18 protein-coding genes are annotated in these 25,731 nt (G+C 48.5%); 1 reads left to right on the top strand and 17 read right to left on the bottom strand.

Annotated features, from left to right (window positions below; genetic code table 11):
- Positions 1 to 53 precede the first annotated feature (53 nt).
- The 9 genes from GUA98_RS08545 to GUA98_RS08585 form a co-directional block, all read right to left on the bottom strand.
- Positions 54 to 998 (bottom strand): carbohydrate ABC transporter permease, encoded by a 945-nt coding sequence (locus GUA98_RS08545; protein ID WP_153978909.1) that lies wholly within the window; start codon positions 996 to 998, stop codon positions 54 to 56.
- 17 nt (positions 999 to 1,015) lie between these two features.
- Positions 1,016 to 1,861: a carbohydrate ABC transporter permease gene (locus tag GUA98_RS08550; RefSeq protein ID WP_193722721.1), complete on the bottom strand. Its 846-nt coding sequence runs from the start codon at positions 1,859 to 1,861 to the stop codon at positions 1,016 to 1,018.
- A gap of 53 nt (positions 1,862 to 1,914) precedes the next feature.
- A complete protein-coding gene (locus GUA98_RS08555; protein WP_193722722.1) occupies positions 1,915 to 4,497 on the bottom strand; it encodes a DUF5696 domain-containing protein in 2,583 nt (860 codons plus the stop codon).
- A 16-nt stretch (positions 4,498 to 4,513) separates the two neighbouring features.
- Positions 4,514 to 5,149, bottom strand: coding sequence for a Yip1 family protein (locus tag GUA98_RS08560; RefSeq protein ID WP_095286590.1), 636 nt, complete (start codon positions 5,147 to 5,149; stop codon positions 4,514 to 4,516).
- Entirely contained in the window at positions 5,133 to 6,596 is a 1,464-nt protein-coding gene (locus tag GUA98_RS08565) for a hypothetical protein (protein ID WP_415753005.1), read from the bottom strand. The genes GUA98_RS08560 and GUA98_RS08565 overlap by 17 nt, the downstream gene beginning before the upstream one ends.
- A gap of 15 nt (positions 6,597 to 6,611) precedes the next feature.
- On the bottom strand, positions 6,612 to 7,487 hold the full coding sequence (locus GUA98_RS08570) for a carbohydrate ABC transporter permease (protein ID WP_076288847.1): 876 nt from the start codon (positions 7,485 to 7,487) through the stop codon (positions 6,612 to 6,614).
- 2 nt (positions 7,488 to 7,489) lie between these two features.
- A complete protein-coding gene (locus tag GUA98_RS08575; protein WP_376035425.1) occupies positions 7,490 to 8,407 on the bottom strand; it encodes a carbohydrate ABC transporter permease in 918 nt (305 codons plus the stop codon).
- A 58-nt stretch (positions 8,408 to 8,465) separates the two neighbouring features.
- Positions 8,466 to 11,363 carry an extracellular solute-binding protein gene (locus tag GUA98_RS08580; protein ID WP_193722723.1) on the bottom strand — a complete coding sequence of 966 codons (2,898 nt, stop codon included), beginning with the start codon at positions 11,361 to 11,363 and terminating at the stop codon, positions 8,466 to 8,468.
- Positions 11,364 to 11,475: 112 nt separating this feature from the next.
- Complete coding sequence (locus tag GUA98_RS08585) at positions 11,476 to 12,831, bottom strand: extracellular solute-binding protein (RefSeq protein ID WP_193722724.1); 1,356 nt, start codon at positions 12,829 to 12,831, stop codon at positions 11,476 to 11,478.
- Positions 12,832 to 13,114: 283 nt separating this feature from the next.
- Here GUA98_RS08585 and GUA98_RS08590 point away from each other — a divergent pair, with 283 nt between their 5' ends.
- A complete protein-coding gene (locus GUA98_RS08590; protein WP_227779497.1) occupies positions 13,115 to 13,870 on the top strand; it encodes a helix-turn-helix transcriptional regulator in 756 nt (251 codons plus the stop codon).
- A 197-nt stretch (positions 13,871 to 14,067) separates the two neighbouring features.
- On the opposite strand, the gene GUA98_RS08595 is transcribed toward GUA98_RS08590, so the two are convergent.
- The 8 genes from GUA98_RS08595 to GUA98_RS08630 all read right to left on the bottom strand — a co-directional run bounded on the left by GUA98_RS08595 (position 14,068) and on the right by GUA98_RS08630 (position 25,707).
- Positions 14,068 to 15,690, bottom strand: a complete 1,623-nt coding sequence (locus GUA98_RS08595) for a response regulator (RefSeq protein WP_193722726.1) — start codon at positions 15,688 to 15,690, stop codon at positions 14,068 to 14,070.
- 3 nt (positions 15,691 to 15,693) lie between these two features.
- Positions 15,694 to 17,436, bottom strand: coding sequence for a sensor histidine kinase (locus GUA98_RS08600; protein WP_321573846.1), 1,743 nt, complete (start codon positions 17,434 to 17,436; stop codon positions 15,694 to 15,696).
- 43 nt (positions 17,437 to 17,479) lie between these two features.
- Complete coding sequence (locus GUA98_RS08605; protein WP_321573847.1) at positions 17,480 to 19,180, bottom strand: extracellular solute-binding protein; 1,701 nt, start codon at positions 19,178 to 19,180, stop codon at positions 17,480 to 17,482.
- A 144-nt stretch (positions 19,181 to 19,324) separates the two neighbouring features.
- A complete protein-coding gene (locus tag GUA98_RS08610) occupies positions 19,325 to 20,860 on the bottom strand; it encodes a glycoside hydrolase 43 family protein (protein WP_193722727.1) in 1,536 nt (511 codons plus the stop codon).
- A 298-nt stretch (positions 20,861 to 21,158) separates the two neighbouring features.
- Complete coding sequence (locus tag GUA98_RS08615) at positions 21,159 to 22,145, bottom strand: glycoside hydrolase family 43 protein (protein WP_153978916.1); 987 nt, start codon at positions 22,143 to 22,145, stop codon at positions 21,159 to 21,161.
- 70 nt (positions 22,146 to 22,215) lie between these two features.
- Positions 22,216 to 23,250, bottom strand: a complete 1,035-nt coding sequence (locus GUA98_RS08620) for an endo-1,4-beta-xylanase (protein ID WP_227779498.1) — start codon at positions 23,248 to 23,250, stop codon at positions 22,216 to 22,218.
- A gap of 60 nt (positions 23,251 to 23,310) precedes the next feature.
- A complete protein-coding gene (locus GUA98_RS08625; RefSeq protein ID WP_193722728.1) occupies positions 23,311 to 24,867 on the bottom strand; it encodes a glycoside hydrolase family 43 protein in 1,557 nt (518 codons plus the stop codon).
- Positions 24,868 to 25,707: a carbohydrate ABC transporter permease gene (locus tag GUA98_RS08630; protein ID WP_227779547.1), complete on the bottom strand. Its 840-nt coding sequence runs from the start codon at positions 25,705 to 25,707 to the stop codon at positions 24,868 to 24,870.
- Positions 25,708 to 25,731: the final 24 nt, after the last annotated feature.

Genomic DNA, 25,731 nt, shown 5'->3' on the forward strand with positions numbered 1-25,731 from the left:
TTCAGATCGTACCGATCTGTCTCGGATCTTCCTTCACAGTTAAGCGTAACGTTTTAGCCAACAATTCCTGTACGTTCTACACTTTCCACGAAATAACGCTGCACGAAGAGATAGATGACAATCAAAGGCAGAATGGCGAGCAATATTCCCGTATCCTGAATCATGCTTAGATAAAAAGGATCCGCCTTAGAGGCTCCATCACTTACTTGTTGGGCCAGATTATACGGAAGCGAAGACAGTTGGGTCGACATGACCTTACTTGAAGTCAGATAGGTGGTCGTGTAGAAGCTATCATTCCACTGCCATACAAAGGAAAACAGCATTACGGTCACCATGGATGGAATGGCATTCGGCAGCATGATACGGGCAAAGGTCCGCCCAATACCTGCCCCGTCCACATATGCCGCCTCTTCCACTTCCTTCGGAATGCCGCGGAAGAACTGACGAAAGATGAAAATATACAATCCGGCTTTAAGCGAATTGGCCGTAATGGCGGTCAAAATGAACGGCCAGTAGGTATTCAGCAGATTTACCGGTTTGCCGGCAATCAGTGTCATCAAGCCCATCAGGTCGAAGCTTTTCAGATTGAGATACACCGGAATCAAAATCGTCGTGGGCGGCACGAGAATCGTGAGAATCACACCTGCGAACAGCAAATTGCTCCCCTTGAACTTCAAACGGGCAAAACCATACCCTGCAAGGGCACAGGACGCTGTCGTTAACAGTGTTGTTGTCGCTGACAGCGCGAAGGTATTGAACAGAGTCGCCCAGTAATCCATAACCCGGATAGCCTGCTGGAAGTTATCGATTGAGAAATTCTGGGGAATCCATACTACCACTGCGGAATACAGGTCACCCTTATCTTTGATGGACGTTGAGATTTTCTGAAATATCGGAAAGAGGATAACAAAGGAAAGTCCAGTAATCAGTACGAAGCGAATCACAGACCAGAGCCAGCCTTTCCAGTGTTCCAGCGATAATAATCGAGAAGTCGTCACGCTGAACGTCCTCCTTTCTAATCTTGATAGAAGACTCGTTTCGAGAAAATTATGGATACAATCACGAGAATGATGGCAATCGCCAGAAAATACACCCATGCCATCGCTGAGCTGAGGCCAAAGTCAAATTTCACGAATCCGGTATCCCGGATCAGTTCAGTCATGGCGTTATTGGCAAACGAGTCGATAATGGTGTAGATCGCATTGACAAAGATCAGCGGACTGACCATCGGGAATGTAATCTTCCAGAATGCTTCGTACCCGGTAGCACCTTCCATTTTGGATGCCTCATAGAGCTGAGGCGAAATGGTCTGGATGCCAGCCAAAAAGATCAAAATCTGCACGCCCGACTGGCTGACAATCTGATAGATCCGATCCACGGCACTGCTCAGATACGTCACGATCCATTCGCTCACCCCGGCATCCAGCATCAGATTCTCAAGCTCAAATGTACCTAGTGCACTTCCTCCAGTACTGTTCTGATTAACAGCATCAATCAAGCTGGTGCTCTCCAGAGACATGATGACACCGGATGCCAAAATAACGGGCAAGAAGAATATGGAACGTGCCACAGCCCGGCCTCTGAACTTCTGGTTCAGGATGACGGCGAGAAACAGACTAAATATGACAATAAGAGGCACATTGACAAGCACATCGGTAATCGACTCGATCAACGCCCGGTTAAAACTGGTATTGACGGTGAGCGCCTGAATATAGTTGGCGACCCCGGTGAATTGAATGGCAATGCCTTCCGCATTGGCCTGAATCGTGCTCATGCTGTAACGCAGTGACGCGAGCAGCGGGATGAAGAAAAACAATACAAATCCGACCAGCCATGGAAGCACGTAGATGATGCCCCACATGGCTTTCTGCTGAGCATACGTACGACTTCCCGATTTCCATTTCAGGAGTGTCTTCAGAGCTGCTCACCACCCGTCGCATAACCTTGGGCTTCCACGGATTGGCCCTCAACCTCTACAGGAAAATCATTATAATTCACGATCACGAAGCCACCGCCATCATAGGTTGTTCGGTACACACCTTCCGCCAATGCTTCATGCGATTTCATGGAACGCCCAGCGAATGGAAGATTGGTCTGATTGACCTCGTTGTACATCTCGGCAGCCAGATCTACCCACTGCTCGTAATTTGCCGCGTACAGATCGTCATAATCGGTCTGTTTGACTACATGATTAGGCGCATTAAACCAGGCAAAGTACGGACTTGCACCATATTCAATCAGCTTCAGCACATATTGTCTTGGGTTCGTATACGTCGAGAGATTGTAGGGAGATCCCGTGTAACTAATATTTCCATGAACCACCAATTGAAAGAACGGAATTTCCTCATCCTCCAGTTTGAACTGACTGCTGCTCATTGGAGCATCTGTCAGTCCGGTAACATAAGGAAGCGCGTAGCCATTTCCACCTTCGGCCACAACGGAGCCTGCCTGCTGTTTGATCTGTTCCAGGGATTTGGTAACTACGCCCAGCGCTTCCGTTCGATCCAGCTGCTTCTTGGGATTCATGTCGCTGTTCAGCTGTTCAGCCAGATCCTGCAGGCTCAGTGATTGCGCTTGCTCTGCTTTTGAAATAGACTTCATCTCATCCAGCATATCTGTGGTAACCTGATCCAGCTTGTTGGGCGAAAGTACATAGGATGGTGACCTTTCCCGGTCACGGCGCTGTAGGGCTTGATTCATCGGATACACAACAGCCGGTTCCTGGGTTAACGTTCGTGAAGCCTCTTTATTCGGTTTGAACCCTTTCTTCGACTGCACATTCAGCAGAGCTATATCCGGATAAAATCCGATACCCGCTTCCCGTGCGTAATCACTAAATTCGCGCATGCCCTTCTTGCCACCAATGGCTCCATCCACCGAAATGGAATCCGGCAGTCGGTGGTGCAATCCATCATTGAACCATCCGGCGTAGCGAACCTGAATGTTGGATACATTTTTCTCCGTCAGCGTGGACAGAATCTGCTTGGCTTCCTCAAAGGTCGTAAGCGCCTCAGTCGAATCATAAGGGATACCCAGCATATGCTGCCGGGTTGTCATCCCGCCGAACAATTTCAGATAAAATGGAATGCCCGCATGTTCTTTCCCCGCTTGCTGCTCGGGAAGTCCGCCAGTTTGCAGCAGATAATTCCGATAGACTTCCGCCAGCCCTGAATAGGAAGCCTTCTCCCCGCCGACAAAGGCGTAACGGACAACAAAGTCTGATGCTGTCGGTTTTTTCTGGAATTTGGGGAGTGTTCGCACCATGTCACTTGCCTGAAGTGTTACATCGCTCTTATTCATGACATAGAAGCTTGGATATACGTTGTTATAGCTGTTCAGCTTGCCGCTGATATCCGCATTCACCACTGCCACAGCGTCCCCTTCCTCGATAATGCCAAGGAAAGCTCCCTCTTTGCGAATCAGTCCAAAGACCGGCAACCGGGCTTTCGCTTCTGCCGAGCCGGCTTCTCTCAACTTCATCGTCAAATCCGGGCCGTAAACATCTTGTTGATAACCGGGATACTGGAGCTTGCCATTGTTAAAATGGATTAGTGCTCCCGAGCCGTCCGGTACAAATATCGAGCCCTCTTCATTCGTCCCTCCGGCCCCGAAATATTCCAGTACGGATATGGTGTTGATCGGATATTCTTCCGGAAAATGAATGCCGGATGCAGGAACACGCACCAGCAGGTTCTCACCATCCAGTTCGTATTCCAGCGTCAACATGAAGAGCCGCGGTCCACTTCGCTCCTGATCGATCCCGTGCTCGGCATGGTCCTGTGCCAGGTCTTCTTCCGTATAACCGGCCGTGTCAAATGCCTTGAGAGCACGAGACAGCTGAAGTCCCTGCAGAGCCTTGTCGATTCGAACATAAACACCTTCTTCTTTGTCTTCGGTATACCCGATCTTCAAGGCGCGTTCTCCTGCCTTGTCGAGCTGTGCTAACAGCTTTTGCTCAAATCGTTCCTTGCTGATTTTGACCGGCAAATCTTCAATGGAGCGTTCGGTGCTCCCGAACTGATAGTGAACCCGGACCCCGCTTGGCATAGCCTCATAGCTAACCTGTTTATGACCGATACTATCCGTATAAGAGTTCACCGTACTGCTCTGTCCCTGGTTGTTGAAAAAGCTAAGTCTGGCTTGGGATGACAGAAGATCTTTGTTAATGCCGGCCGCAATCCCGTCCTGCTCTCGATCTGCCGGATTGCTGCGCCAGATCTGTCCGCTCTCGCTGTCCAGGACAGCAATCTCTGCCGTTTTTTCATCGATAAACAGCTGCAAGGCTTCATTCCTGGCAATACCAATCATGTCTTGCAGGCGAGGATCGCTGAAAGAAGATTTCAGTTGTTCTCCGGGAGGCAGGGAGGGAAGATCCGCCTGATCTACAACTGCTGCTGCCTCACGAGCTTGCGGTGATAGCGAGACCTGGCAACCACTTAGAAGCAGACTGCCAATCAGCAGCATTCCGGTTATTTTTTTTGCTACAGCATATTTCACTGGATGTCCTCCTTCCTTAGCCCCGAAGCACGATTTCTTGATAGATGGTTACGACAAACGATACGATCTGCTGCACCAGACTGAAGAAAAGCAAGCACAGAAAAGCCATAAAAGCCATGGCTACAAGGGTAAGCAGCATCGTAAGCACCGTCTTAGCCGGTGTGTACTGATGAACGGTCATGTTGCCCACGAATAACAGATACACCGTCCAAGCCACAGCAAGTGCATTGGAGAAATAATAAAAGGCTGTCTCCTGCGCGGAAATGACGAGACTCAGCCAAATCCACGGGAAATGAATCAGGAGAAGCGGCACCAGTGCAAAACACGTCGACATAAAAATCTCCGAAAACTTGCCTTCTCCGTCCATCAGGGTCGTTAGCGACCAGTTGGCCACACACCAGAACAATACCGGGATCATGACGTACAACACTTCAAGCAGGCTGTTCAGATACTTGGGATTGTTAAAATTAATGAGAAAACCGCTGTACTGGGCATGCAAAATCTTGGTAACCGTCAGCAGCAGCATAATCATACAGGCAATCAGCAATGTCGTTCGTTGATTACGTTCATATTTCAGTTCCCAGTACCCATCGAACGGGTGAAAAATGAGGTGAAGCGGATACTGGTAAAGCTGCTTACTTGGCGCTTGCATTTGTTGTCCTCCTTTTCTGCCTGCGAACAATGACGACGGTAACAAACGCAGCAACAGCAAGGAATAGACCGGACATCATCCACGAAAAATGCTCACGCATCAGCTCCTTGCGGAACAAGAGAAAAGCTTTGGAGTAACCCTGCCGCTCCATGCTCCGTTTGAAATATTGCGCAGATTCGGCATAATCCTTCTGGCGAAGCAGCGACTTGCCAATACCCGCATAGGCATACTCCAGGTTCGCATTCATCTCGGCGGCCTTGGCGAACAGCACCGAGGATTGATCTTCATCCCCGTTGTAATAACTGCGCACCGCTTCGTGCAGCGTGCGCCCGTATTCGGTAATCTCGAATACCGTAATCTCACCGAGCGCCTTATCCAGCACAAGCATTCGGTCTCCTGCACGTTCCAGTGCAACTGGTGTGTTAAACTGGCCTAACCGATTGCCTATCCCCCCAAAAATATGGAGCAGGTACCCATCCCCGTTATAGGTGAATATTCTCCCTCTGCTGGAGTCAAGCACCGAATACATGTCACTGTCTCCCACGTCTACATCAATCAGGCGCGATGGCCCTGCTTCATTCGTGTACATCAGATCACCTTGTGGGTAATGATAACCTTGTCTGCGCAAGATATCGGTCCCCTGGGCATTCAGCTTCTTGATTGGATCTTTGCCGCGGTCACCGCTCGTGGCATAGATGAATCCCTCTTCATCCATATCCAGGTTGGTGAATTCCGTCGGCGTGAACATGACCATCTGACTGCGCTGCTCGCGCGTGGCAAATCGTTTCCACAAATACTCTACCGGGTCAACTTGAACCCTGTTCGCTCCGATAAAGGAGGAAAATGTACCGTCGGCACTGAATTCCATGAATCCGTCAAATACACCCGCTGCCATGACGTAAATGCGGTCTCCTTTATCCATGACAACCCGAACGGGTTTGAATTGAAAATCCGCTTGTAACAGATCCGATTTCGGCTCAGCCACAACCTTGACCAATTGGCCTTGTTCATTCAGATGAACGACGCGTTGATTGTCGGTATCCGCAATGAGAAGATCCCCTTTTTCACTTACATACAGCCCTTGCGGGTTATTGAATTGCTCCTTCTTTCCCTCACGTTCAAAGGAATCAATCGTCCGGACCAGCTTCAAATTACGATCCATTTCCACAATGCGACCATTGCCGGAATCCAGTACGAACACCCGCTGATCCGCTGTGACATGCATGTCACTTGGTTCCTTGAATGCCCCAGCGTTCACTTTTTTTCCCGTAATGATGGACGTGGCCTCGTATGCTGCAGGAGCCGGAACGGAATCGCCCCAGTAGGAATATTGGTAAGCATCCTGCTTGCCATCTGCACTCACGGGTGCTGCCTCCTGGCTGAACCACAGGAGGCAGACCATGCCCATGATGATCCAGCCCTGCTTGTTCCATGTGCTTATCCGCACCTCGCTGCCTCCTTTCTACTCTTTCATGCCCGAAGTAGCCATCGTCTGCATGACACTGCTCTGGGAGATGATGAACAGCGTAATCGGTACGATCATAAGCAGCAGTGCAACCGCTGCACCAACCCCCGCTCTCGCTATTCCTCCCTGAACAATCTGGCTGAGCGCGTAATGCAATGTTTTAAGATTTTCACTGTAAATAAAACTTCCACCGTCTGTTCCCCAGAGGGCCGGAAACTGCAAAATCATCAAAGTGAGCCATGCCGGCTTCACATTAGGCATCACAATACTCCAGAAAATCCGGTATTCATTCGCGCCATCAATTTTCGCTGCCTCCAGCAGTGCATCCGGGATCTGTTCCATGAACTGTTTCATCAGAAACAGTCCCAACGAGAACGCTAGGGATGGCACGATAATCGAAGCATGACTGTTAATCCAGCCGAGCCAGGACATCACCATGTAGTTCGGGATGGCAGTGACATGCGGCGAAAACATGAGGGACAGAATGACAATTGTGAACAGCACCTTTGAACCCGGAAAACGATATTTCGCCAGTGGATACGCCGCAGCTGAGGCCAGAAGGATATGTCCTGCTGTTCCCAGGATCGTAATGAGCAATGTATTGGCAATATAGCGCGATAACGGTACCCACGAATTGCCCATCAGATTGATCAGATCCGCGAAATTCTCCGTTGTCGGATTGTTCACCCAGAAGCGCGGTGGAAAAATAAACAATTCATCCAGTGGCTTAAATGCGTTGTTAACAGCATAGATGAGAGGTAACACCATAAATGATCCAAATACGGCCAGCAGGGCAAACAGCATCAGGCTGACGGTAAATGACCGATTCAGTCTTTTGGGCATGCCGAACACGGCACGTACTTTGCTGGTCATTGTCATTCACCTATCTTTCTCAGCATTTTTTGCGTCAAGACGTTCGTACCAAGCATCAGTGCAAACAGCACCGTTGCAATGGCCGAGGCATATCCCATCTCGAAGCGAATGGTGCCGAAGTCCATCAAGTGAGTAACGACCGTATGCGCTGCATAGTTAACACTTGGGAAACCGGCCAGGGCAATCGAAATTTCGGCTACCGCAAATGAAGCCGTAATCTGCATGACGGCGCCAAACATGAGTTGGGGTCTCATCGATGGCAGGGTAATATACCAGAGCTCCTGCCAGCGATTTTTGATCCCATCTACGGTACCGGCTTCCACCAGCGAGCGGTCAATCGTCTGCAAACCTGCGATAAAAGCCAGGAAGCTGGTTCCGAGACTGAGCCATAGTTGCACGATAATGACGATGGCCAGCACGTATCTCTCATCTGCGAGCCACTGGATGGGTTCTAGGGTGACGCCCAGACGCATCAGGAAGCCATTCATGTACCCGTAGCTGTCACCTGAGAAGATGATCAGCCAGATGAAAAATACGTTACCGGATATGGACGGAGCGTAGAATACCAGCGTCATAACTGCCCGGATTTTGGGCGATAGTTCATTGATAATCCACGCAAACAAAAAGCAGGCAATATAACTGACTGGGCCGGTGATGACGGCAAACAGCAGCGTATTTTTCAGAGCAATTAAAAAGACATCGTCCCCCAGGAACAAGCGTGAATAGTTCTGCCAGCCGATAAAACGCGGCAGCTCCAGCATATTGAAATGGAAAAAGCTGAGCCCAAGCGAAATGCCGACCGGAATGACAGTGAACATAAAAAAGATCAACATAAACGGTGCCATCAATACGTAATAATGTCTGCTGAGATACAGATCCCTTTTCAAAAGGGACCACCTGCCCGCTGGACGCGTATGGATGGCAGGAGCGGCTGCTGTCTTGGCTGTTTTGGCTTGCAACCGTTACCCTCCCTTCCTTCTACTTCAGATTGAATTCCTTGCGCTTTAACTCGATTTCGTCATCGATATACAGGACATAGTCCGACAGGGCCTCACGCGGGTTTTCGTTGGCGTTGACCACTTTACGGAATGCATTGTCCAGATGCCTGCCTGTGAAATAACCTCCTGGCAGCTGCGGGATACCTTGTACCCATTTCCATTGTTTCTCGAGATTTTGATAATCCTTCACGGGCCAAGGCAGCTGCTGCAGTGCCTTAATATTGGCCGTCGGATAGCGGGCAGCTGCCCCCATCAAGCCTTCCATTTCTCTTCCGTATTCGATCTGGGTCTGCTCATCGGTCCACCATTTCATGAACTTCCATGCAGCTTCCTTGTTGCCTGCATTTTCGAGCATCATCACGGCGCTGGTCGCACTGGCTACCTCATGCCGTATCGAACCGTCCGGAAGCTCCGTACCCGGAACAATGGTAAAATCCCAGAGGTTGCGAATTTCCGGTGCCATAACCGTCAGCATGTTGTACGTGGTATAATCGGCGATGCCAATCGGCATTTCCCCAGTACGGAACCGGTTTGGAAAGTCTGCCTTGAGCGGAAATTTGTAATTGGTATAGAACTGGGTCCAGCGTTTAAATGCATCCATTGAAATCTCCGAATCCAGTGCACTCTTCTTCTGATCTTCCGTATAGAAGGTGCCATCATTCTGATACAACAGCATGGCAAAAGTGGAATTCGGTACAAGGTTTGCATTGTTCAGCGTATCCTCGATCGGCAGATAGAACTCCATGTTGTGTTTTTGGAGCACCGCGATGGCGTTATAGACGTCCTGCCATGTCTTCGGCGGTTCAAGGCCAAGCTCATTCAGGATATCTTTCCGGTAAAAAAGCATCGGGAAGTGCTGCTGTTCCGGCAGAGCGTAAACCCCGTCATTATAACGGTAAGGCGTCAGTCCGCTTTCACGGAACCGTTCGGAAATCTCTTCGAAGTCCGGGAACTTGCTCAGATCCGCTGCCGCATTTCTCATCGCATAGTTCACGGGAATGTCCTCACCCATCTGCATGGCTACGTCCGGTCCTTCCCCCGAAAGCGTTGCAGGCAGCAGAATGTTGGGCGGAACAAGGCGCAATTGTACCGAGACATCGGTATCCGGGGTAAACGAATCATCGATCAGACCCTTAAGCACCTGGGCTTGGTCCCGTCCAGTTGTAATCCAGACGGTAATCGCGTCTTTCTTTTGCTCCACGTTGCCGATACTGTCGTAATCTTCCGTATAGGAAGCCACATAGGCTCCCAGTTCATGCTTTACTTGCTGGATGGCCGAAGAATTTGCATCCGGCAGTGACCCACCTGGCTGGGATACGACAAGGTAATCCATCGTAATGGGCTGCTCTCGTACGGTCAGAATCCAGGTACCAAGTCCGCCCACGTTAATTTTGAATGTATCCAATCGTTTCGGTACCGTCTCCGGTCTGGCCACCATATCCCTAAGCTGAACGACCATGGCATTCAGAATCGCGACTTTATCGCTCTGCTCACCCGTGGCCTCCTCCAGATAGGCTGCAACCGAGCTAAGTGTTTCAGCCTGTCGTTCAAACACCTCGGTCATCTCCGGTATACGCCGTTCGAGCTGATAATCCCGCAGCGGATCGGGCTGGTTCGAAGTGATCATTAATATTTTGCGGTACATCTCGTTCAGTTCCAGCACGCTGGACTCCACCGTACGGAGCAGCGGGGCAATATCACCCAGTGTGACCGTCATCCGAATGCGGTGTTTCCCTTTTTCAAGATGGAACTGATAGGGCTGTTCTTCTCCGGCTCCGAGGACTTGCGTTTGCCAGGAAGGACTGTAATTAAAACGAATGCGTTTCATTTCCTTGAACGGTACCTTACCGTCAATGGTGAGACTACGGGTGGCATAAATGCCGCGCAGTTGGTCCTGCTTCACCTTCAGCGCGATCTGATATAACCCGTCTTCCGGCACATCAATCTCCCACTCAATCCATTCACCCGGCAGTTTCCAGTTTATTCCTCCAATAGCGTTAATCCGAATCTTCGAAACGTGATATGGCTCCAGTGAAGGACTGGATCGATCCGAGATGGGTGAAAGTGTCGGCGAGGACTTGCTCGCTGCCTGCTCTGCCTGAACCTTAAGCATGACAGGAGTAGCCGGTTTCAAGCCGCGTGTCTCATAACTTGCCTGCAAATCCGCATAGGAAGGGACGTCCTCTTCCTGATACAGTTCGATATAATCAATGGCCATACTCTCTCTTAGCGAGGTGAGCATTAAATCCTGTGTACCCTTTTCAAAATAAAATTGGAACGGCTCCTCGAAGTAACCTGCGCTATCCCTGAAGGAAGCGAGCTGCCACTCGGGCTGTTCCACCTGTCTCGGCCTGAGATCGTTGCCGCGGTCATCCCGCCTGATGTCTTCTTCCCGATTGCCCCACACCCTGTCGAACAGCAGGACGTCAGCCCCCCTGAATGGAACCTGCCCGTTTAGCTCCAGCCTGCGTTCAATCCCTGAACTCTTGCCTTCAACGGGATAATAATGGATGCGGACATGGTACAGACCACTCGCTTGAACAGGCACATCCCAGCGAATGCTTCCGGTTTCAGGCGTAATGACGGCTTTGCCATCCAATCCTTCATATCCCTGTACAACTTCGAATGCTCCGCCTTCGGCCTGAACATAAGATTCGCCTTCAATTCGTATGACGTTATCCGGCTTGGCGCTGCTGGCATGCATACTCAGATAATGTTCATAGCTGCTTTCATCGTCCGTGTTCGAGACCGCTTCAAAATCTTCGAGCGCATGTACCGTTCCCGTGCTTTGATCACGCGATGGATAGATCGTCCAGATCGAGAACACTAAGGCCAGGACAAGCACCAGAATCAGTCCCATTTTCTTACGTGACCGCATGTTCGAATGTATCCCCTTTCCTGTAAGCGTAGCGACCATAAAACGGTTGACTAACTAACCCGGACAGACCACACCGATACTGATGCGTTCTGCCCGTGTATAGTGTAGGTGCTTATTTATATACCTCATCAATCGCTGCCTGGAAGGGAGCCTTGTATTTCTCAATCAGCGTAGATACGGATACGCCCTCTTTAAGCTCTGCATCAAAGTCCCAGAATGGCAGGGACGGGAATGTATTGTGGTCAAGTACAAGCATGCCCTCTGCAACCTCTCTGGCGTTATTGATGTCCGCCTCATCCGTCAGGTGTGTCTCCAGCGTGGATTGGCCGGGATACTCGTAGATCGAATCGATCTCGTTAATTTTCTCCCAGATGTACATCAGTTGTTCCGGGTTCTCCACCGCTTTAGGAATAGTAATTGCTTGGTAGCGTGATTCACCGGAGTGATATGCCGAAGCACTTGGTCCTTTGGGAAAAGGTACAAAGCCGATATCATAATCCTTCATATCCGTCATAATGCCTTCCACCTCGTACATTGCCCCTGCGTACATCAGCGTATTACCTTGACGGAAGAAGGTGGATGGTTCTGTCCAGTCGCCGCCTTCTGAAGCTCTGCCGACTTTCTCGGTTGCCATTTTGGACAGGAAGTTCAGCGCTTCTTTGGTCTTCGGATCCTCCAGGTTCTGCTTATCTTCTTTGGTCAGAGAAGCTTCGTTGGAATACAAAACGGGTTCAAGAAGACCTGTCTGAGCAAGTCCCCACGTATCCAGCTTGCCATCGTTGTTTCGATCCTTGTTTGCTTCCTTTGCGACGCTGAGGAATGTATCCCAGTTCCATTCATCGGCATCCACATATTCCTGCAATGGCTTCAATCCCAGTTCCTGCATAAGGGTCCGGTTGTAGAAAATGCCATTAATGAACGAAGATTGATCTTCGGTAAACCCGTATCCCTTGCCTTCGTACTGCATGTATTCCTTGGTCGTTTTCTGGTTGAATACCTTGTCGTTTTTGATATAGTCATCCACTGGCCACAACAGATCCTGTTTGGTCAGTGCAGGGATGGCGTAATCCTTACCGAGCCTTACAAAGTCCCCAAGCGGTTCACCTGCCATCAGGGAAGCCACTACTTTCTCCTGATACTCACCAAAGTCGATGGAAACATATTCGATGTTAAAGTTGTGTTTTTTCTTCAGTGCTTCCAGATTTTCGAGGCGCTGAATATTGTCCGGGTTATTGTCCTGAATCTCCATGTCCCACCAAGCAACCACTTTGATGGTCCGGCCGCCCATATCAAAATCCATCTCCGGCGTGGAGTTTGGATTCTCGGGCTCCGTTTCGGCAGGTTGTTGTTCCTCCTGAGGTGCCGGTTTCTCCGGTTCAGGTTGTGCGGTTGGCGTAGAACTGCATGCAGCAATGAACAGCATGACCGCGAATACCAGGCTCAGTAGCATAAACTTGTTTTTTCTCATCGTCTTCCCCCCTGATTGTCGTTTGCTCCCACAGTGTATCTCTCGGATGAAAGCGTAAACAACCTGATGAAACTTAGATATTTACCCTGTCAAATTATAGAAAGGCATGGTTTTGAAAAGATACGCTGGCTTTTTAATATGAATTGGTAAAGAAATGCACTATCTGCAAAAAGTTGCACATTGTATGCGCTTTCTTTTATTCCCATAATAAAATTATGCCTTTATTCAGAGATGAAACGCCCGCACGAAATTCAGGAAGGTGAGGTCATGCTTCTTGTACAATATGCTGCTTGTCGATTACAGTCGCCGTTGGTGCAGAGAACTTCAGCAACTGCTGACCCATAACAAATCGCAGTATGCGATCGGTGAATGTGTCCATTCTGCTCCTGCAGCCCTGACTGCTTTGTCTGAACAGCAATTTGCCATTGTAGTTGTATTTACGGAGCGGTGTGATACGGCTGGGCTGTGGTTATGTCACCACATACGGAAAACAAGTGATATTCCAATCCTTCTGCTAGGTGGAAGAGATCACTACCGACTTGTGAGAAAAGCGCTGGCTTATCAGGTAAATGACTATTTGTCCGGTCCAGTCCGGCCCTCTGATCTGCTGAATAGTTTACTTGGAATGCAGAACAGGCTGAGCTCGGAACCAGTCAAACAAAGTCTGCCTAGTAAATCCCCTATTCCAATCTACGGAAAAGCAATGAACTCCAGTCATGTCATCCGCCTGGTCAAAGCCTATATCCGGGATCATCTGGGGGATGAAATCACGTTAAGGAAAATTTCCGATATGCTGCATTTCAATTGCGCTTACCTGGGCCAGAAGTTCAAGCTGGAGGAAAATATGTCTTTCACGGATTACTTGCTTCAGCAGCGTATGGAGAAAGCCATGCAGCTTCTATCCTCTACCAGTTTGCGAATCTACGAAATAGCTGTAGAGGTCGGTTATAAGGATATTGATTGGTTCTACAAAAAGTTCAAATCGTATACCGGTTCAAGTCCCAATGCCTACCGCAGACAGAAAACCCATACAGCATAGGTATGAATTAATCTGTTTGCCATTTGGAACTCGGCTACTCCTAACCAAAAAACGCAGGAGCAACTGCTCCTGCGTTTTTATCATATCCGGATCTTTATGACATTTGATGAAGACAGTAAACCTATCGTCAATGTACGGAAGCATACTTGACTCTTGAAATCTGTCTCAGCCAATCATTTCTGTTTCTTACACTTCTCCTATCGAACCAATAAGGATTCGCGATATTCCTGCGGCGTCATACCTGTCAGCTTCTTGAACAGACGTGTAAACGAATGAGCTGCTTCATAACCGACTTGCAGCGCAATCTCCCGCACCATAAGATCCGTATGGGCCAGCAGCTCCTTGGCTTTTCGAATGCGGCAATCGTCAATAAATTCGGACAAGTTGATCCCGGTTTCCTGTTTGAAGAACCGTGAGAGATAGGATGGGTTGAAATGATTCATTTCAGCCAGTCGGACCAAGGATAAATCCTTCTCCAGATTGTTTTTGATGTACGTGCATATCGTTTGGGTCACCAAATTAGCCCGTTCCGCTTCATTGGCCTGTTTGAATTGAACCAACTGATCAGCAGCTTGGTACAGGTTGTGTACGGCCTCCCTTATACTTCGATAATCTCCGAGATGAAGAAGGCGTCGCTGATCAGGGATTTTATGCGGAAGCCCCCAACGATTGAATGTGGTGTACAGCATCAGTGCCAAGTGATAGTACGTCTCCATCGCTCGCTCCATGATCATGTCCTGCTGCAGCAATTCGTTGATCAGCTCTTCAAAGACGTCATAAAAAGCCTGGAACCTGCCGGTTTCCAAATAACCGATCATTAATTCAATACGGCTTGAAATGCGGATGTGATCCTTGGAAGCCCCCACTGCAGGTTCTTCGGTTCTATCTGTTAACACCATGGATACCCCGTCCCCGATCTTCATCCATTGCAGGAGACGCAGACGTTCGTATTGTCTTGGAATTTGCGACCATGGACAGCCTTGTCCGCTTAATGCGAATGCAATGGATACACCCAAGGAAGACTGGCAAGCTTCTTGTACAAGTTCCAATGTACCTTCGACATAGGTGACAAAATGATCGTCCAGGCTGACGTTCTCTCTATTCGGTTGAATCAGCCAGACCGCATCGCCATAATGATCGGTTACGCTGGCAGATGTCGCATGTTCACGGATAAGCGAAGAGCCGATCACTCGAATGGAGGCCTGAAGATGTTCGAGATCAGCCGGGTTTACTGGCATCGTGTTGAATCGACCAAGCACCAGGAACACCGGGGAATCGGCTTGCAATTCAATGTTTCTTCGCGTCAGTTCAGCTTGAATCTCATCTGCTGAACCTGCCGGCTTACACTGCTGAAGAAGCTTACGCACATATTCCTCCTGCTGCAGCGCGGCTAATCTGGAAGTAATCTCATCAGACTGTTCCAGCACTTCATTCATGGTATGACTTTGCCGAATCTCTTCGATGACCTGTTCGACGACGGTCATCACTTTGTCATAGCCCTCCGTTTTGAGTAAATACCTTACGTTGCCCATTTGAAAAGCCTTGTAGGCATAATCAAAATCACTGTGTCCTGTCAAGAAAATAACGCGGCATTGCGGCCATCGGGCCTGAATCTCCTCGGTCAGCTCCAGACCGCTTGTGCCCGGCATGCGAATATCTGTCAGAACAATGTCGATCCTGGAGCGCCGCATCCAAGATAATGCCTCCGCAGCTGAATAGGCTTTGCACACGTCAAGGCTGTCTGGCATATATCTGGCAAACGTCTCATACAGACTATCCGTTATAATCTCCTCATCGTCCACGATTAAAAGTCTATACATTCGTTATTCGTCTCCCCTTCCTTCCGTTTGAATCCGAACAGCGACTCTGAGCCCCTGCAGCTCACTCTTGGCGAGAAAAAGACCGCTTTTTTCCCCATAGGTCAGTCTAAGGCGCCGGTGTATATTCATTAATCCGGTCATTTCATCTGTACTTGTTTCATTTAGCAGCCGTTCTTGGAGGAGCTCAATATCTTCCATGCGCAGCTCGTTACCATTGTCTTCCACGACAAATTCGATAAAGGATTCCTCCATATTGAAATGTACGCGCAAGAGACCCATATCTGTATTTTTTTCAAGACTGTGCTCGTAAGCATTCTCAATAATCGGCTGAATAATCAGCCTGGGCACCTGAATCTGTTCCATTTCCAGGGGTACTTGCCCGAAGTCCACCTTGATGCGTCTGGAGAATCGCAGCTGCTGAATTTCCGTATAGATTCGCGAATGCTCCACCTCCTCCTTCAAGGGAACATGATCTGTCCCGTTTCGGGTGATGAAGCGGAAATACTCGCCGAGCATGTTCGTAAATTGTTCAATACGATCCGTATCTCCTGTTCTGGCGAGGGAATTTAGAATAAAGAAGCTATTGTACAGAAAATGTGGATTAATCTGGGATTGAAGCTGTTTTAATTCGGCCCGCTGCATCATCATGGTCATTTTGAAATCACGGTCAATCAGCTGCCGAAGATTTTCGATCATAAGATTGAAACGGCTGTACAAAAAACCGAATTCGTCTTTTCGATGATGGTTGATTGGAATGTCCAGCACCCCTCCCTCCATTTTCTTGAACCTTTTGACAAGCAGCAGCAGCGGCATGTGGATCAGCTTGTAGCTGGAATACAGATACGCCGCGATGGCGATGAATGAAGTGATGGCAAAAATCCAGGCCCATTGAACAAATCTGCTGAGAGGTTTGGTTACGATTTCCTCCGGCAAATAGGTGGCTACGGACAAGCCCAGCGTACTTATATGGAGCTGGTTCACATGATACACGGTATCGTCCACACTCACCTGAAAGTTACTTTGCGAATTCGCAAGGCTGGACTTGCTGTGACTGGACAGAATGGCGTCACGCCGCTGGTCCGAGATGGCAAGCCCCGTTTGATCCTCAATCAGCAATGTTGCGCTCTCAGGATAAAGATTGAGCTGTGACAATTCATTCTGAACTTCAGTGTTATCCAGTTCCACTTGGACAACGAACAGCGGTTCCTCACCTCTTTGGCCTGTTAGTCTCACAGCGCTAAGATTCAGGTTGTCATCTTTTACAGTAAAGCGAATCCCTTTTTCTTCTCGGGTTGAGCTAAAGTAGCTAAAGGATTCCTGATCAAAGTCATCAATGCCCTGCACGGCCGATACACTCTTGTTGACTGAAGGGATATGTACGTAAACGTTCCGGATGTAAGCACTGCTGTTTTTGAAAGCAGCCAATCGTTCCGATAAATAATTCAACGTTTCACGTCGTTCCACTTGATCCATCATATCCCATAGAATGGCAAGCCGGTTCAGTTTGCGGTCTTCCGCGATGTCGAACTGCTGCAGCTCCATCCATTCGATCTCCCTGTTCAGCTCCATGGCAAATTGGTTCAAGCGCCGATCTGTCGACAAGGATATTTCCTGGCTTGCAGTGTCATAACTCCAGTGATATAGATATACGCCGAGAAGAATCAGCGGAATGACAAAAGCCAGGTAGGTCATAATTAGTCTTGCAAATATGCTATTGAGCCACGACTGGGCAGGGATCCTAAACAACCCTTTCACCTCCTGTGAGCCAAACCGCGAAAAGGTTTGTGAATTAATTCGAAGATGCCAACGAGCCGTGATTCCCTCCACCATTGGTTCTGAACCACGCATTCACCTCCGATGTAATTTCTTCCCCACCCAACTTGTACCAATCGTCGACGAACCGATCAAACTCTTCGAGGGGTGAACCAAGGATAATATTCATGTAGGCTTCAAGCTGGAGATCTCGAAGAATAATTTGCCGGTCAACCATGCTTTCAGTTATCCCACCCGTATATTCGTCGTACATCAACTGTCCGTTCAAGTCATAGGCATCGGCAATGCTAAAAGCACCCGAAGGGCCATAGGTCTGTTTCCATCCCCATCCACTCTTTACGCCTTCGGAGTCATAAGCAACTATTCGTTTGTGGATCGCAAGTGCTTCATTCTCCAGGCTGGAGTAGTCTCCTTTTTCTGTGGCGTCACGAATATCTCTGTAAGCATCTATGTTTTTGGTTCCTGGAAACGGAGTTACTGGCGAAAGCTTCCACACGGCAAGTGAGTCATCATTGTAATACTTTTCATACTCAGCTTGTTCACCCCAGTTTTTGTCCAGATGCAGATTCATAAGCTTAACGATGACCTCAGGATGGGCAAATCCTTTTTTAACGGCAAAATATTGTCCTGTATTGGAACGCAGCGGGACCCGTATGTCTTTTCCAGACTCGGCCACAAGAGGGTATGCTTGCCACTCCGCGTCTGGGTCCTTATCGCGCGTAGTCTGAAGCATGAATGGGGTCCACTGTTCACCATAAAGCATGCCTATTTTACCGTCCTGAACTAGTCGAGACTCCTTGCTTCCGTTTTTATAGGCAAACTCGGGATCAACCTGGCCATTAAGGTATAAGTTTTGCAGCTTCTCAAGCGCTTGTTTGACCTCTGGTTGTATGCCACCGTAAACAAGATTCCCCTTCTTGTCCTTGATCCAGATATTCGGATAAGCCTCGTAACCCGCCATGAATCCGGATATGCCCATGACGGGATCCCACAAATAACTCGTCATCGCCATTCCATAGGTGTCGTTTTTCCCGTTACCATCGGGGTCTCCTTCGGTGAACGCTTCCGATATGTTCAGGACATCCTCCATCGTTTTGGGCGGCTGTAGGTCCAATTTATCCAGCCAATCCTTTCTGATCCATAGATACTGCGCCGTTTCAATGGAAGATGACGATTCAGGGATGGCCATCAGTCTACCGTTTATGGTAGCAGCGTCGAATGCACCTCTTCCCTCAGCCTCCAATATTTTTTTGGTAAGAGGAGTGGCTTGCGTCTGGTACACTTCGGTCAGATCTTCAATCAATCCGGCATTGCTTAACTGCCTGAGCTGGTATGGGTTTACTTTGACAACGTCAGGGAAACGGCCTGAAGCAAGGGCTACCCCCAGCTTCTGATTATAAACGTCACCCGTGGCGATCCAGTCATAACGAATCTGAATACCGAGTTCTTCTTCATACAAGCGTGTCCAGCGATTATCTATCAGACTTTCACCCGGTAAATCCTCAACCATTCGCTCCAGTTCATCCCCTGTTTCCCTGACAAAAGTGACTTGTATGGACGGAACATATTTCCCTTCATCCTCATAAGGCTCCCCCTGCTGCCCCGTGGGTAACGGTTGCGTCTGCTCCGACATTCCTTGCATAAGGCTTACAGGCATGAGCACCGCAAGGAGCAGAATTAAGGTCCATCTTGTTCTGTACTTCCATCGATTAGACACGGCAACTTGCCCCTTTTCTATTGGAATGAATCATGCCATTTATTTTATGGATCATTCGGAATTCAATCATTCGATATTCAATGATCTGTAGGCGTACAAAAAGTCGCCACCAGGCGACTTTATATACCATTGTGTATTTGTTGCCTAGACGACCTGGTATTCAAAATTGGAGAAATCGGCCATTCCTCCGATAACCTTCGTTGAGTAGAAGAATAAGCCAATCCGGCAGCCCATAAAATGGTCCAATTTATAGAACATTTTGTGAGGGATGCCAATAGCCTTCCACTCCGTATCATCAAGATAGGCAAATGAACACTCATCCTGATTATTCACAAAATGACCTGACGCCTGGAGCGTTACGACCGGCCCGGCTACGGGGATTCGTGCATGTTCCGTCGCCGGCTCCTCATCAATTAAATTCCCGAATATGCTGGAATCCTCACTTTCCCGTGCTTGCATGACAAGGTAAAACTGTCCCTCGTCCCTAGTTAAAGCAATCAAACCGTAGGTTCCTATTAAAAAACATATTCCTGCATAATCACCATCGTTTAATCCGCTGCCATCCAGTGTCACGTTAACCGTACATGCAGGTCCCATCGCGCGCTGAGTTAATGTATTCACGGCAAACGTTAAGTTCGGACTGAGCTGACCGCTCCGAATACGATATGTACCAGGCTTCTCGGTTACAGTCCAAAGCTCATCATGGGGTGTATGATTCCACTGCCAAAAATCACGCAGGCGTACTCTACCGTCTTCTCCAATGTGATAACTGAAATCGTCGCTGCCTACCAGTGGGCTGTATTGATAACCCGGCCTTGTGCTAGGAATATCGATTTCTCTTGGTGCCTTGCTTGCAAAAACGGGTATACTGCCTTCAAAATGCATGGGAACAAGTACTGGAATACGACCCACAGCACCATGATCCTGAAACAGCATGGCATACCATTCTCCATCCGGTGTATCAACAATCCCACCTTGCGCAACACCTGAATTGAAATAACCCATATCATCGTTAAAAACTTCCCCACCGACAAATTCACCGTCTATCGTATCCGCCATGAAGTAAGCCTGTGTTCTTCGGCCCGCCTCTTTCGAAATGTGAATCAGGAACACATAATACTTCCCATTGATTTTATAGAAATGGGCTCCTTCGTAACCCAGGTGGAAAGGCTCTCGCTCTTTAACGATTAATCGCTGCAATCCCCCCGGTTTAGGTCCTGACAGATCAGCCTTTAACTCGATCAGATGAATTTCGGTATTGCCATGTACCAGATATACCCGGTCGTCATCGTCAAAGAAAAGAGAGCAATCATGATAAAAGCCCTCAACAATGCGTTTGTTCCATGGCCCCAATATAGATGAAGAGGTGTACAAATACGTCTTACGCGTATCGTTGGCTACAAAGATGACATAATAAGTCCCTTGGTGATACCGAAGTGAAGCTGCCCACATTCCTTTACTATAAATCTGCTTGCCGTCTTCCAGTCTTTGGGCTGGCGTGTCATCCAGTCTATCATACACATGAGTTGCCACTTCCCACTGCATCAGATCATATGAACGCAGGATGACACATCCTGGCATCATATGCATCGTCGTACTCACCATGTAATACGTATCTTCTACGCGGATAACATCGAGATCTGGATAATCGGCCCATAGAATCGGATTGTGATGAACCATGCCTTAATACACCCCGCTTATTTATGAATAGTTTAAAAATATCGTTAAAATTAGCAATTCAAACATTGACTCTTCAGTCAAAATCATTTTACATGTTTTAATCCAGAAGCGACAGAAAAAAATAACATCTTTCTCCATTATGATGAAGGTTGACTCCGCGAGTTAAGCGCTTTCAAAAATAGATAAGCTAAGTGATCCTCTCTTTACAACCAAATGCAACCTCAAAGAAAGATTTCAAGGGCGGCTTCAAGGTATGATTATATAACTAGGGAGGCCCGTGAGGCCCCCCTTAAACTTGTTATTTTTCCGGGTATGGATCAATCATGCGAATGGTTCCATCGGAGTTATACGTCAGTTCGGCAAATTTGACACAGCGTTTGTAATCGACACCGCCGGACAGGGAACAGTCATGATAAAATAAATACCATTTATCCTCAAATTGAACAATGGAATGATGTGTCGTCCATCCCAAAACAGGCGGTAATATGGTGCCCTGGAACGTGAATGGTCCCATAGGATTGTCACCTGTAGCATATACCAGCTTGTGCGTTGTTCCCGTGGAGTAAGACAAGTAATACTTGCCATTATACTTGTGCATCCATGGGCCTTCGAAATATCTGCATTCTTCGTTGCTCGCGGTAAGCGGCTTGCCTTCCTGATCCAGGATCACAATTTCCAATGCTTCTGTAGACATAGAGAGCATATCCTCGCTGAGCTTGGCAATTCGTGGGCCAAGGGCAGGCGCATCCGGAGCAGGACCTTCAGCATCTTCCACGTAGCTTCCCGTCTGCCACTTCTCCAACTGACCGCCCCACAGGCCGCCAAAGAGCATGTAGGCTTCGTTGTCCTCATCAATGAATACGGCAGGGTCAATGCTGAAGCTGCCTGGAATGTACTGCTCCTCTGGTTGGAATGGACCTTGAGGAGAAGAGCTTGTTGCTACACCGATCCGGAAGATGCCATCATGATCGCGTGCAGGGAAAAACAGATAATATTTTCCGTTTTTGTACGCTGCATCTGGCGCCCACATCTGACTGGATGCCCACGGGACATCCTTAACGTGCAGCACTTCACCATGATCCACGACCGGTGAGTTCAGATCGGCCATGGACAATACATGATAATCCTCCATTTTGTATTGGTCTCCGTTGTCATTTACCGGACCGTCATGATCCAGATCATGAGATGGATAGATATAGATCCGATCTTCAAAAACATGAGCTGATGGATCTGCAGTATAGATGTGGGTGACTAACGGTTGATGCGGTTTAGGCACTTCAGACATTCAAATACTCCCTTTCAAAAGAGATGATTCAATTCCAAATTTATTTTCGGACACTTTAACGATATCAATCTCACTTTTTCTCCATTGCAGCTTGCTTCGGAATCTGCACGACGCGCTCATAAGCCGGTTTGGGAGCATGTGATTCATCGAACAAAAATGGCCAATTTTTTCTGCCTCTGACCGGGAAATGATCAAGCCAGGTATAATCATCGGCTGCTCCCCAGAATGTGACGGCACTGATGTGTTCACGATATTCGTAAAGGAGACGGAAAATGGATTCATAACGCTCGGCTTGCAGTTCCAGCATTCCCTTCTCAGGACGAGTCAGGTCCGTACGTCGGTCGTCAAAGCGAAATACCGATACGTCAAGCTCAGTCAGCTGAAGCTGAAGGCCAAGCTGGGCATAACGCTCAATGGCAGCACGCATGTCGTCCAGCGTGGGGTCGTATAAATTCCAGTGTGCCTGCAAACCTACCCCATGAATCGGTAAGCCTTGATCCAGCAGTGAACGAACAAGTCGGTAGATGCGCTCCCGCTTCTGCGGGTTGGACTCGTTATAGTCGTTATAAAACAAGAGAGCCTGTGGATCTGCTTCATGAGCAAACTCGAATGCTTTGGCAATAAAGTCCTCCCCGGCAATATCCAGCCATTTGGAAGGCCGCAGAAATGCACTTTCATCATTCTCATCAGAGATGACCTCATTCACAACATCCCAGCAGTAGATAACATCCTTATATCTGCCAACGACAGTCTGAATATGCGAGCGAAGCCGTTCAAGCAATACATCCCGCTCCGCTTTTCCGCCCGTTTTGTTTTCGAACAGCCAATCGGGAGTCTGATTATGCCAGACCAGCGTATGTCCTCGCAGTGCCATACCTTGTTCTCTGGCAAATGACGCTATGACGTCTGCGTTCTCGAACGTGTACAGATTCTCCTCCGGGTGTAGGCTTGAAAATTTCATTTCATTCTCTGCTGTCAAGCTGTTGAAGTGGTAGGCCAGCAGCGAGCGCTGGCTGTCGATCGTCAGGGGGTTAACCGCTGCACCGATATGAAAAGCATCCTTATATAAAGCCTTCAATGATTCCTCTTCACGCCTGGATTCCATAATTCCCCTCCTCCTGATTACCGAATAAGTAATATTAGTTCGTCTCGTTAGATCAGTTAGCTAGATTTCATAATCAAACCAATCGAAGCGTGCAGGTGTACGACTTGCCTGGCCGTTGCCAGTGGCATATAACCCGACTACCGCTCCGGTAAAGCACATTTTATGCACAAAGTCCTCCGGAGAGATGCCCCGTGCTGAACCCGTTCCAAGACTTACCCAGTCCTGTTCATTCAAGGAGCAGCTCAGTTTGTAATCCGTCTCCGTTGATTCAATCCGAAGGAACAGCTGCTCTGCTTCTGTCTCATTCTCGTACACGACTTTCGACTCTCCACGTACCGTCAGACGGGCAAAAATGAGGTTGCGTCCTTCCGACCTTTTAACACCAAGCTCATAATGCGCATCCTCATCCCGGCGAATACACATGCCCGCTTCTTCTCCATCAGCAGTCGGCACAAATGTCATGCTGGTTGTATAGCAAGCCTGAAGATGCTGCTGTCTACGGCCAATAAACGTAATCTGACCAACGTCGCTGAGATTTGCCTCCTGCCCGTAAAGTGTCAACGAACCCGGATGTTCCGTTATGGAGCATGCTCCTTCTGACGGATTGCGCACAAACATCCACTGCGGACCCAGTTCTTCATTGAAGTCATCCCGGCCTGCAACAATGGCTGCATTACCATCCACTTGAGAAGGAACTGACATCGGCTTACGCTGAATCGTCATGTCCAGGCTTACTGTGCCTTCATTGTTGTCAATGTGCGGCCAGCCCTCATTCCAGACAACCGGCGCAAGGAATGTTTCGCGTCCAAGCACGCTATATCCGTCTTCTGTCAAGCGGACACCAAGGAATACAGCCCACCATTCTCCGTGATGATCCTCCACCAGATCGGCATGGCCCAAATACTGGATAGGGTGGTCCAAATGGCGGTGAGTCAGAATAGGCTCTGGATACCGTTCGAACGGACCATACGGATGTTCGCTGCGACCGATGATTTCGCGATGCTCCTTGGCGGTCCCTCCAGAAGCAGACATCATATAATACATCCCGTTGATTTTGTACAAGTGCGGCCCCTCGGTCCACGGTCCTCCGTCTCCGTGCCATACTACCTGAGGTTCGGATAACGCCTTCCCTGTCGTGATGTCGATCTCATATTGAATGGCATGAGAATCGTAGTCCGCTCCTTGCTGAGCGGTGACATACACTTTCCCGTCATCGTCAAAAAACAGAGAGGGGTCGATTCCCCCATATGGAATGCGAATCGGATCAGACCATGGTCCGGCAGGGTTGGTTGCCGTAACATAGAAGTTCCCGATACCTCTAACATCTGTCGTAATCATATAAAACGTACCTTCGTGGTATCGCAGCGCAGGGGCATAAATTCCGTCCGAGCTCTTCTGACCAGTCAAATCAAGCTGGCTTACCCGATCCAATACGTTGCCGATCTGCTCCCAGTGAATTAGATCCGGGCTCCGAAAAATCGGAACCCCCGGAAAATACTCAAACGAACTGCAAACAAGGTAAAAGTAATCCTCTGCCTTCACAATGCTCGGATCCGGATAGAATCCGGGAAGAATCGGGTTCGCATAGCGAATTTGTTGTACTTGAAGCTGTGACATTTATTCCTTCACACTCCCTACATTAAGTCCTACGACAAAGTATTTTTGCATGAACGGGTATACAAGCAAAATCGGAACGGAAGCCACAATGGTCACGGCCGCACGAATGGAAATCGGGGTTACCTGAGTCGAATGCTCTGCCCCTATACCATTGGCAACGGAAGGATTGCTGTTGGCGTTCATGCTGGAAGACAACAATTTCATCAATTCATATTGCAGCGTGCTGAGCTCTTGACGAGACGACGTGTACAGAAATGCATCAAACCAGGAGTTCCAAGCCCCGACGGCAACGAAGAGCGCAATGGTCGCCAGTACAGGTTTACATAGCGGGAAAATAATCTTCCAGAAAATCCGGAAATCTCCTGCACCGTCTATTTTCGCAGATTCAATCAAGCTTTCAGGTATCGTGTAAATATAAGTACGAATGACGATCAGGTTAAACGCACTTACCAGTGATGGCAGGACATACACCCAGAAGGAGTTAATCAAATGCAAATCCTTCATAAGGAAGTATCCCGGAATCAGACCAGCGTTGAAATACATGGTCAGTACAAAAACAGTTGTAATCAGCTTACGGAAGATATAATCGCGCCGGCTCAGCGTATAGGCCAGCATGGTGGTCAAGAAAATATTAAGCAGTGTAGAAAGTACGGTCCGCGCAACTGAAACCAAAAACGCATTATAGATCGTGCCTGAAGCAAAAACTGCTTTGTAATTCTGCAAGGTGAAATCACGAGGCCATAAATATAAGCCTCCCCGAATGGTGTCATTACCTGCATTAAACGAAACTACAATGGTGTTTAAAAATGGATACAGCGTCACAATTACGAGCACGATCATGAAGATCGTGTTAAAGGTGCCGAA

This window comes from Paenibacillus sp. P13VS (assembly GCF_015143645.1).
Lineage (GTDB): Bacteria > Bacillota > Bacilli > Paenibacillales > Paenibacillaceae > Paenibacillus > Paenibacillus xylanilyticus_A.